Origin of the sequence: Cupriavidus sp. SK-3, from assembly GCF_000611145.1 — a bacterium.
Taxonomy (GTDB): domain Bacteria; phylum Pseudomonadota; class Gammaproteobacteria; order Burkholderiales; family Burkholderiaceae; genus Cupriavidus.
In genome coordinates this window covers 1-8,126 of record NZ_JFJV02000111.1, presented here as the reverse complement: position 1 = coordinate 8,126, position 8,126 = coordinate 1, and the positions used below count along the sequence as shown (strand labels likewise).

At 59.7% G+C, this 8,126-nt stretch carries 8 protein-coding genes; 5 read left to right on the top strand and 3 right to left on the bottom strand.

The genetic code is table 11. The annotated features are described in order from the left end of the window. Window positions 1-1,236 precede the first annotated feature (1,236 nt). Window positions 1,237-2,385: a DUF4346 domain-containing protein gene (locus tag CF70_RS12005; protein ID WP_035864555.1), complete on the top strand. Its 1,149-nt coding sequence runs from the start codon at window positions 1,237-1,239 to the stop codon at window positions 2,383-2,385. Window positions 2,386-2,689: 304 nt separating this feature from the next. On the opposite strand, the gene CF70_RS34825 is transcribed toward CF70_RS12005, so the two are convergent. Genes CF70_RS34825 through arsD form a run of 3 tightly spaced genes read right to left on the bottom strand, consistent with a single transcriptional unit; the run spans window position 2,690 to window position 5,267 of the window. Next, entirely contained in the window at window positions 2,690-3,091 is a 402-nt protein-coding gene (locus CF70_RS34825; protein WP_081862142.1) for a DUF2703 domain-containing protein, read from the bottom strand. Window positions 3,092-3,095: 4 nt separating this feature from the next. Continuing rightward, window positions 3,096-4,883, bottom strand: a complete 1,788-nt coding sequence (gene arsA, locus CF70_RS12000) for an arsenical pump-driving ATPase (RefSeq protein WP_051648308.1) — start codon at window positions 4,881-4,883, stop codon at window positions 3,096-3,098. A 12-nt stretch (window positions 4,884-4,895) separates the two neighbouring features. Next, the gene (gene arsD / locus CF70_RS11995) at window positions 4,896-5,267 is read right to left on the bottom strand and encodes an arsenite efflux transporter metallochaperone ArsD (RefSeq protein WP_035864553.1); all 372 of its coding nucleotides are present in this window, start codon (window positions 5,265-5,267) and stop codon (window positions 4,896-4,898) included. Window positions 5,268-5,512: 245 nt separating this feature from the next. Here arsD and CF70_RS34820 point away from each other — a divergent pair, with 245 nt between their 5' ends. The 4 genes from CF70_RS34820 to arsB are packed head-to-tail and all read left to right on the top strand — an operon-like array spanning window position 5,513 to window position 7,890. Continuing rightward, window positions 5,513-5,848: an ArsR/SmtB family transcription factor gene (locus CF70_RS34820; protein WP_081862141.1), complete on the top strand. Its 336-nt coding sequence runs from the start codon at window positions 5,513-5,515 to the stop codon at window positions 5,846-5,848. Beyond that, window positions 5,848-6,306, top strand: a complete 459-nt coding sequence (locus CF70_RS11990) for an ArsI/CadI family heavy metal resistance metalloenzyme (protein ID WP_035864560.1) — start codon at window positions 5,848-5,850, stop codon at window positions 6,304-6,306. The genes CF70_RS34820 and CF70_RS11990 overlap by 1 nt, the downstream gene beginning before the upstream one ends. Then, window positions 6,303-6,824: an arsenate reductase ArsC gene (locus CF70_RS11985; protein ID WP_035864551.1), complete on the top strand. Its 522-nt coding sequence runs from the start codon at window positions 6,303-6,305 to the stop codon at window positions 6,822-6,824. The genes CF70_RS11990 and CF70_RS11985 overlap by 4 nt, the downstream gene beginning before the upstream one ends. Beyond that, window positions 6,811-7,890 (top strand): ACR3 family arsenite efflux transporter, encoded by a 1,080-nt coding sequence (arsB, locus tag CF70_RS11980; RefSeq protein ID WP_035864549.1) that lies wholly within the window; start codon window positions 6,811-6,813, stop codon window positions 7,888-7,890. Before CF70_RS11985 ends, arsB begins: the two co-directional genes overlap by 14 nt. Window positions 7,891-8,126 lie beyond the last annotated feature (236 nt).

The window sequence follows — 8,126 nt, the reverse complement described above, 5'->3', positions numbered from 1 at the left end:
TTTCAATTGCCTCCAGCAGGCTGGCCTTGCCGGGACCAATAGCCACTCCAGCCTTGATTGAAGCCGCAATCCTTGCTTCCACTGGTCCCGCTTCAGGCTCGATTCCATAGTACCTACCCATAAGTCGACCTAGTGTACTGCGATATGTTAGCAGCAACATATCGGTGCAACATGGATGGAATTCTCGTATTGGGATGTGGGGAAGTGGGAAGCGCCATTGCGCGTGCGCTGTTCTTGGCCGGATGGCGAACGGCGCTGTGGGACCGTCCCGCCCCCAGCTATGCGCGTCGGAGGTCGTGCTATGTAGATGCCTGCTTTGAAGGGCAAAGTATGCTCGAAGGGGTCGTCTGCCGCCGCGTCGACACCCTGGCTCAGGCTGAGGGGCTGGTGCTGACAATGATGCCGTTGGATGTACTGCTGGACGCATTTCGCCCCTCTGTACTGGTTGACGCCCGGCTTCGCAAACGGCTTACTTCGCCGGACATTCGCGCCTGGGCGCCACTCACAATCGGTATTGGGCCCGGGTTCGCCGCAGGCGAGACGGTCCACGTGGCAGTTGAGTCCCAGTGGGGCGCTTCACTGGGAAGTGTTGTGCATTCTGGTGGCACCACGCTTTTTAGCGGTGAGCCGCGCCCCCTCGGTGGGGCGGGTAGAGAGCGATTCGTCTATGCGGCAATCTCCGGTCGCTTCCGTGAGGTCAAGGAACTTGGTAGCCAGGTCCGACAGGGAGAACTCGTGGCATACCTCAACGAACAACCGGTGCTTGCGCCTTTGACGGGCTGGCTACGCGGCCTATCGCATACTGGAGCTGACGTCTCAATACGAGACAAGATTGTTGAGGTTGACCCCTCTCGTACCATGGTGCGACCCGGCATCAGTGAGCGCTCGGCGCGGATCTCTGGGGCGGTCGAGAGCGTCCTTGGTGGCAACCCAGGCCCACCAAGTCTCTAGGGCTGCGCTCCCAGCGGATGATTTCATGCTTGTTCTGCCGCCGCACCGCAAACTGTGCTGGCACAAGCAGGCAGATAGGCAAGGCGGCCTTTCTGCAACCCTTGGCGCGAGCTTGCATTAGTAAGGCCCCAACAAGAGGTATCGCAACGCGCCAGTTGCGAGTGCCTCATAAGACATGTTTATAGCAGGACGGTCGCGAACAGGTGGTTGGTCAAAAGCGTAGACTGTCATGGTAGTCACGCATGCGCTGGGTCGGTCTGTGGGGCGACGTTGGTGGAGGCTACGATGACGGCAGAATCGGCGGTAGCAACGGTGGAGTCTGAACTGCGCAATGCGATGCAGGCCACAAAATGCCATCGCTGCGGCTGCTATCAAGACGCCGTGCAAAGCTTCGCGGGCTCAGAGAAATTAATGGGGTTCCTGCCTGGGCTGATTGAAGAGGCACAAGGCTTGTTCGAGGCCAGGCGTTACGACTGCCTGGGCTGTGAGACCTGCTGGCCAGCGGTAGCCGCGAATGCTGCCGCTGAAATCGACCCCGGTCTGGCAGAGGCGAGTTGTTGTGCGACGGCTGAGCCTGTCGTTCGTGAGGGATGGCCCCCCTTACCGGGCGACTATCACGTACTACGTTTCCATGCCCCGGTGGCCGTCTGTGCCCTGAATTCCGACGAGTTGGTTTCGCACCTCGCCTCGGCGCAACCATCTGGTCTGGCAATCGTTGGGACACTTCATACCGAGAATCTCGGCATCGAGCACCTCATTCGCAATCTCCTGCCGAACCCAAATGTGCGTTTCCTGGTGGTCTGCGGGGAGGATACGCGCAAAGCTGTTGGTCACTTGCCGGGTCAGTCCCTGTTGAGCCTGATGCGCAAAGGGATTGACGAGAATGGACGCATCCTCGAGGCGCGGGGTAAGCGCCCCGTCATCAAGAACGTCTCCCGCGAGCACGTAGAAATCTTCCGTCGCAGGATAGAAGTCATCGACCAAATCGGTGAAACCGACGTGGAAACCATTACCGCTTGTATTGCAGATGCGGCCATAAGAGACCCCGGTGCCTGCACCGACGTTGTTAATGACACCTCCTGTGTCGCGGTGGAGGAAGCTGTTGAGCCGGTTGGCCTGATTTCTGACCCGGCCGGCTACTTCGTCCTCTATCCGGATGACCGTAGCAAACGCCTCGTGTTGGAGCACTACTCGAATGCTGGCGTTTTGACCCGTGTCTTTGAGGGGGCTTCTCCAACAGCGCTCTACAGTTCGGTCATCGAAGCTGGGTTAATCAGTCGACTCGACCATGCGGCCTACCTTGGCCGAGAACTGGCGAGGGCTGAAGCAGCGTTACGCGACGGCACCGACTACGTTCAGGACAAGGCCCCCGGCAAAAACGAAATCCACGTGTCTCCCGCTCCATCCTGCGAATGCTCGGAGCCTTGCACCTGAAAAGTAGTTAGCTACAGCCTGGTGTTGGTTCCGCTCGCGTTCCTCGCTATTTTGAGCTTGGCTGGCCGGAAGGAGACGACTCAGGCCTGAAAAGGCTAAGCGCGTTATCTACGCTTACCAAAAACTTTTTCCTCAGCAAGAGTCCAGTGAAATTCAGGATTTAGGCGTAAATTCATAGGTCGGCTAACGCCTTGCACCAGTGTGTCGTTTAAGGGCCGATGTAAGGACACAGGAGAGTGGCCAACGACTGGTTTACAAATCAAGGGCTTGCAGCACCTTGCAAGGCCTCTCCCGAACCTGCACCTCATCGGCTATCTTGTCCTGCGTTTATTGTCAACGCGGCAATGAGCCCGGCCTTCACCATCAGTTCCTCCGGGACAACCTCGTACGAGGTGCCGCCAACGTCGACGGTGCGACATTCCGAGTCTCCGCAGACCGAACAGCAGGGGCTGCTACCGACAGATGCATTGGCCCATTCCTCCATCGGCCTTCCTGCAATCCAGATGCGGTTGGACTCTGACGGGTTGGCTTTGAAGGCGGCTTGGTCAATCTCGCGGATTTCCAGTACCGGCTTGATACCCAGCGGTATCAGCTGTTTGCGCAGTTGCCGGTACGCCCGCTCGACCTCATCACCCGTGCCTGCGCACCGTGGGCAGGTTCCCCCGCTGGAGACGAGACGTTGCCAAACGATGGATAGTGTCTTCACGGTGTTACCTCACTGCAGATAAATGCGCCTCGACGTAAGGCTGCCGAGCGACCAGGTGTTCCAGGCCCGCTCGCCCGACCGGAGCCTCGGCGAGCCACGGTATCAGCGCGCATTCACGCGACAGCTGGTCAGCGACACGGCGAATGAACGGCACCTCATAGGCACCACGCTGGCACAGCACGGGATGGGTCGTTCCACTCGCCAGGAGCGACTGGTTGATGACCCACGCGTAAGGCTCAATACCTGCACGGGCTAGGTCTTTGCTCAGGCGCTCGGCTTCGTGAACCGGCGTGGCCTCCGGCAAGGTGACAATAAGGACCCGCGTGTAGCTGGGGTCGCGCAGACGTGGCAGCAGCTGTCGCACCGCTTCTGGCATATCTCCTTGGGTGCGCATGACTTCCCGGTGATAGGCCTCGGCGGCATCGAGCAACAGGATGGTGTGACCGGTGGGGGCCGTGTCCAGCACGACGAAACCGCTCTTACCTTCGTCCACGGTTCGAGCAAAGGCCCGGAACACCGCTATTTCCTCGGTACACGGCGAACGCAGGTCTTCTTCCAGCATCGCGCGCCCGGCGGCGTCAAGTTGCTGGCCGGCTTTGGCGAGCACTTCCTCGGTGTACTGCCGAACCTCCTGGGCTGGGTCGATACGAGACACTGTCAGGCCAGGAATCGCACCATCAATCGTGGTAGCGATATGTGCGGCCGGGTCGGTCGTCGACAGCACGACCGGGTGGCCCTTCCCTGCCAGCGCCACGGCAATGGCGGCAGCCACCGTGGTCTTGCCCACGCCACCTTTGCCCATCGTCATGATGACGCCATGGCCGGCGGAGGCCATCTTTTCGACCAGGCCGTTCAGACCAGGCGGTAAGCTGGTTTCGGGCATCTCATGGCTGGTCGGCGAAGCAACGGTCTCCGGGTGGGCCATCTCGCGCAGCGCGTCCAACCCGACGGTCCCGCGTGGCAGGAACGGAATGCGTGTCTGCGGCATTCCCGCCAGTTCGGCCGGCATGTCGGTCAACGCCTCGGTCGCCCGCTGCGCCATGGCGGTCGCAATTGGGTCGCCGGAGGTCGCGTCCGAGAACATGCCATTAATGACCAGAGTCTGGTTGCGTATCCCAAGGTCGGCCAGTTCGGCGCGCGTGCGGTTGGCTTCGCGCAATGACGCGGTATCGGCCCGGGCGACCAGGATGACGGTCGTTTCATCCGCACTGGAAAGCCGCTCGACGGTAGCGGCATAGAGTGCCTTTTGCTTTTCCAGGCCGGCCAGTGGGCCGAGGCAGGAAGCGCCGCTCGTGGACGAGGAGATGAATTCGTCCCAAGCCGAAGGCAACGTCAGCAGCCGCAGCGTGTGCCCCGTGGGAGCAGTGTCGAAAATGACATGGTCGAACTCGGCCGTGGCAGACGGATCACCCAGCAGCTTCGAGAACTCGTCAAACGCCGCAATCTCGACGGTACACGCGCCGGAGAACTGCTCTTCCATGCTCTGGATGGCGGCCGCCGGCAGGATGCCTCGGTAAGGCGCCACCATGCGTTCCCGGTAACCGTGTGCCGCCGCTTCCGGGTCGATGTTCAGCGCGAACAGGCCGCTTGCCCCCGGTACGGCCGTCGGCACCTGGCTCAAGCCCACGCCCAGCACCTCGTCCAGGTTGGACGCCGGGTCGGTGCTGACGATGAGCACCGTTCTCCCAGACTCGGCCAGCGCCAAACCAGTGGCACAGGACAGCGAGGTCTTGCCGACCCCGCCTTTACCGGTAAAGAAGAGAAATCGGGTACTGGTCCTTGGTAGAGACATAGCGCCTCCGCTTCAGCAGCAGCCCGAGCCGGGAGTACAGCCTCCGACTCCCACCCTAATATGGGGCTTCTCAGCCGCCGTCAGCGCGATGTTGAGCTTCTGTGCCAGTTGGTGGCGCGAGGGATACATACCAGTGGATACGATATGGCCGTCGATGGCGATGATGGGCAGACGGTCCATGCCGCCTTCCATCTCCTTGACGACAGCAGGATTGGCCACGAAGGCTTGCGGTTCCTGGCCAAGGTTGTAGCGGGTCACCGTCACGCCATGCCCCGCGACCCACTTCAGGTCGGCGGCAAACTGGGCAAGTATCGGGTCAACATCCACGCCGCAAACACCTGTCGAACAGCACATGGCCGGGTCAAACACTTCAAGCTTTTTCATTTCCAACTCCATCAAAACTTGCTATCGGGATGTGCCCATAGCTGTGGCGAGTTGTATGCATCAGCGACAAGTGCCGCGGCACACCCACAGAACCAGCCGACTCCTGACCGACTTTTTCAGTGTCGGTCAAGCGGGATGCAACAGGCTTGACCGCTGTCAAACTCCTCACCGGAACCACTTACCGGCCAGCCCCATTCACACAATCTTCATTTGCAACTATACGATATTTCCGCTATTGTCGAAACATGGAAACGAATAAAGCTATCTCCGCGCTTGCTGCACTTGCTGCCGGGTCTCGCCTGGAGGTCTATCGGCTCCTGGTGCGCGTGGGGCCCGAAGGCATACCGGCCGGTCGAATTGCTGAGGCAACCGGCATCCCGCCTTCGTCACTTTCCTTTCATCTGAAGGAGCTGACACATGCTGGCCTCGCTGTATCACGCCAGGACGGCAGGTTTGTCATCTACAGCGCCAACTACGCAACCATGAACGACCTCATTGGATATCTAACCGAGAACTGCTGCCAAGGGGATGCTTGTGCGCCCGCCATGGCCGGTGATTGCGAAGCCTGTGGAGAGAAATGATGAAGCGACTACACGTACATGTCTCTGTCGAAAACCTTGCTGAGAGCATTCGCTTCTATTCGGCGCTCTTTGCGAGCGAGCCCACTGTCGCCAAGGAAGACTACGCAAAGTGGATGCTTGACGACCCTCGTGTGAATTTCGCGATTTCCAAGCGCGGACACAAGGTGGGCCTGGACCATCTCGGCGTGCAGGTTGATTCGGAAGAAGAACTCAGCGAGATGCAGGAGCGCCTCTCCGGTGCAGAGCTTCCGATGGAAGAACAAATCGGTACCAATTGCTGTTACGCCAAGTCGGACAAATACTGGACCGTCGACCCTCAAGGCATCGCCTGGGAGTCGTATCACACCCTCGATTCCATCCCCACATTCGGCGAGTCGCGGACCGAGGCCACTGCCTCCGCCTCCGCGTGCTGTGCGCCCGCACCGACCACCATTACCTTCCTGAGCCGTAACAAATGAGCAAAGAAACCTACAACGTCCTGTTCCTGTGCACCGGCAACACGTCGCGAAGCATCATGGCCGAAGCCCTGCTGGCGACAATGGGCAAAGGTCGTTTCAAGACTTTCAGTGCCGGCAGCCAACCGTCCGGAACGGTGAATCCGTTCGCTATCGAGCAGGTCAAGAAAACCGGCTACGACGTCTCGAACCTGCGTAGCAAGAATTGGGACGAGTTTGCCGTGGAAGGCGCTCCGCAGATGGACTTCATCGTCACGGTGTGCGACCAGGCGGCCGGCGAAGTCTGCCCGATTTGGCCAGGACACCCCGTCTCGGCCCACTGGGGCTTCCAAGACCCCGCCGCCGCCGAGGGCACGGATGCTGAGAAGCGTGCGGTGTTCGAGCGCGTGTTCCGGCAAATCATGCAACGCGTGAATTCATTCGCCAATCTTCCGTTGAACGTACTGGACAAGACTGCAATTCAGCAGGAAATGAAGAAGATTGGCGATACCCCGGTCGAGGAATCGAATGAGCACGCCTAACGCTACCACTAGCGCGCCGGTCTCTACGAAACCGGCCATCGGTTTCTTCGAGCGCTACCTGACCGTTTGGGTCGCGCTCTGTATTGTCGTCGGCATTTTCCTGGGGCAAGCGCTGCCAGCCGTATTCCAGGCCATCGGCCAGATGGAGTATGCGCAGGTGAACCTCCCGGTTGGGGTTCTCATCTGGGTCATGATTATCCCCATGCTGCTGAAGATTGACTTCAGCGCTCTGGGCCAGGTGAAATCCCACTGGCGCGGCATTGGTGTCACGCTGTTCATCAACTGGGCGGTCAAGCCGTTCTCGATGGCTCTGCTCGGCTGGCTGTTCATACGGCACCTGTTCGCGCCCATGCTGCCAGTCGAACAACTGGACAGCTATATCGCCGGGCTGATTCTGCTGGCTGCCGCACCGTGCACTGCGATGGTGTTTGTCTGGAGCCAGCTCTGCAAGGGCGACCCATACTTCACCCTGTCGCAGGTGGCGCTAAACGATGCCATCATGGTGGTGGCGTTCGCGCCGGTCGTTGCGCTACTGCTCGGCTTGTCGTCCATTACCGTACCGTGGGACACGCTGCTGACATCAGTGGCTCTGTACATCGTGGTGCCTGTGCTGATTTCGCAGGTTGCGCGGAAGTTACTGCTGAAGAAAGGCGTCGGGTACTTCCAGCGCGTCGTGAGCAAGCTGGGCCCGTATTCCATCTCCGCTCTGCTGCTGACTCTGGTCCTGCTGTTTGCTTTTCAGGGCAAGGCCATCATCGACCAGCCGCTGGTCATCGCCCTGCTGGCAGTGCCTATCTTGATTCAGGTGTTCTTCAACTCGGGACTCGCCTATCTGCTGAACCGCAAGCTGGGTGTCGCCCACTGCGTCGCAGGTCCGTCGTCCCTGATTGGCGCAAGCAACTTCTTCGAGCTGGCCGTTGCCACGGCCATCAGCCTCTTCGGCTTTAAGTCTGGTGCCGCGCTTGCGACAGTTGTCGGAGTCTTGATTGAAGTCCCGGTCATGCTTCTGGTTGTCAGCATCGTCAACCGGACTCAGAAGTGGTACGAAGCGGGCGCGAAGGCCTGACTCTGCAATAAGAACAAAAACTCTTAACGCCCGGCCGCAAACCGGGCGTTTCTTTTTCGACAAGAGAATTCGTATGAGCGAAACGCTTGAGAGCGGAAAGTCAGTGGGTAGCTCAGCCTCGCCGGCTCGCCTGGTCTATGCGATTCCTGCACTCGGAGTCGCCCAGATAGCGTCCTGGGGGAGCTTGTACTACGCGTTCGCCGTGGGGCTAAAGTCGAAACTGGTGTACGGACGGG

Bases quoted from the DNA above. Each gene is read 5' to 3' on its own strand.
- CF70_RS11985 (WP_035864551.1), top strand. From the start codon at position 6,303: ATGAGCAAAGAAACCTACAACGTCCTGTTCCTGTGCACCGGCAACACG.
- CF70_RS12005 (WP_035864555.1), top strand. From the start codon at position 1,237: ATGACGGCAGAATCGGCGGTAGCAACGGTGGAGTCTGAACTGCGCAAT.
- CF70_RS11990 (WP_035864560.1), top strand. From the start codon at position 5,848: ATGAAGCGACTACACGTACATGTCTCTGTCGAAAACCTTGCTGAGAGC.
- arsD (WP_035864553.1), bottom strand. From the start codon at position 5,267: ATGAAAAAGCTTGAAGTGTTTGACCCGGCCATGTGCTGTTCGACAGGT.
- arsB (WP_035864549.1), top strand. From the start codon at position 6,811: ATGAGCACGCCTAACGCTACCACTAGCGCGCCGGTCTCTACGAAACCG.
- arsA (WP_051648308.1), bottom strand. From the start codon at position 4,883: ATGTCTCTACCAAGGACCAGTACCCGATTTCTCTTCTTTACCGGTAAA.
- CF70_RS34820 (WP_081862141.1), top strand. From the start codon at position 5,513: ATGGAAACGAATAAAGCTATCTCCGCGCTTGCTGCACTTGCTGCCGGG.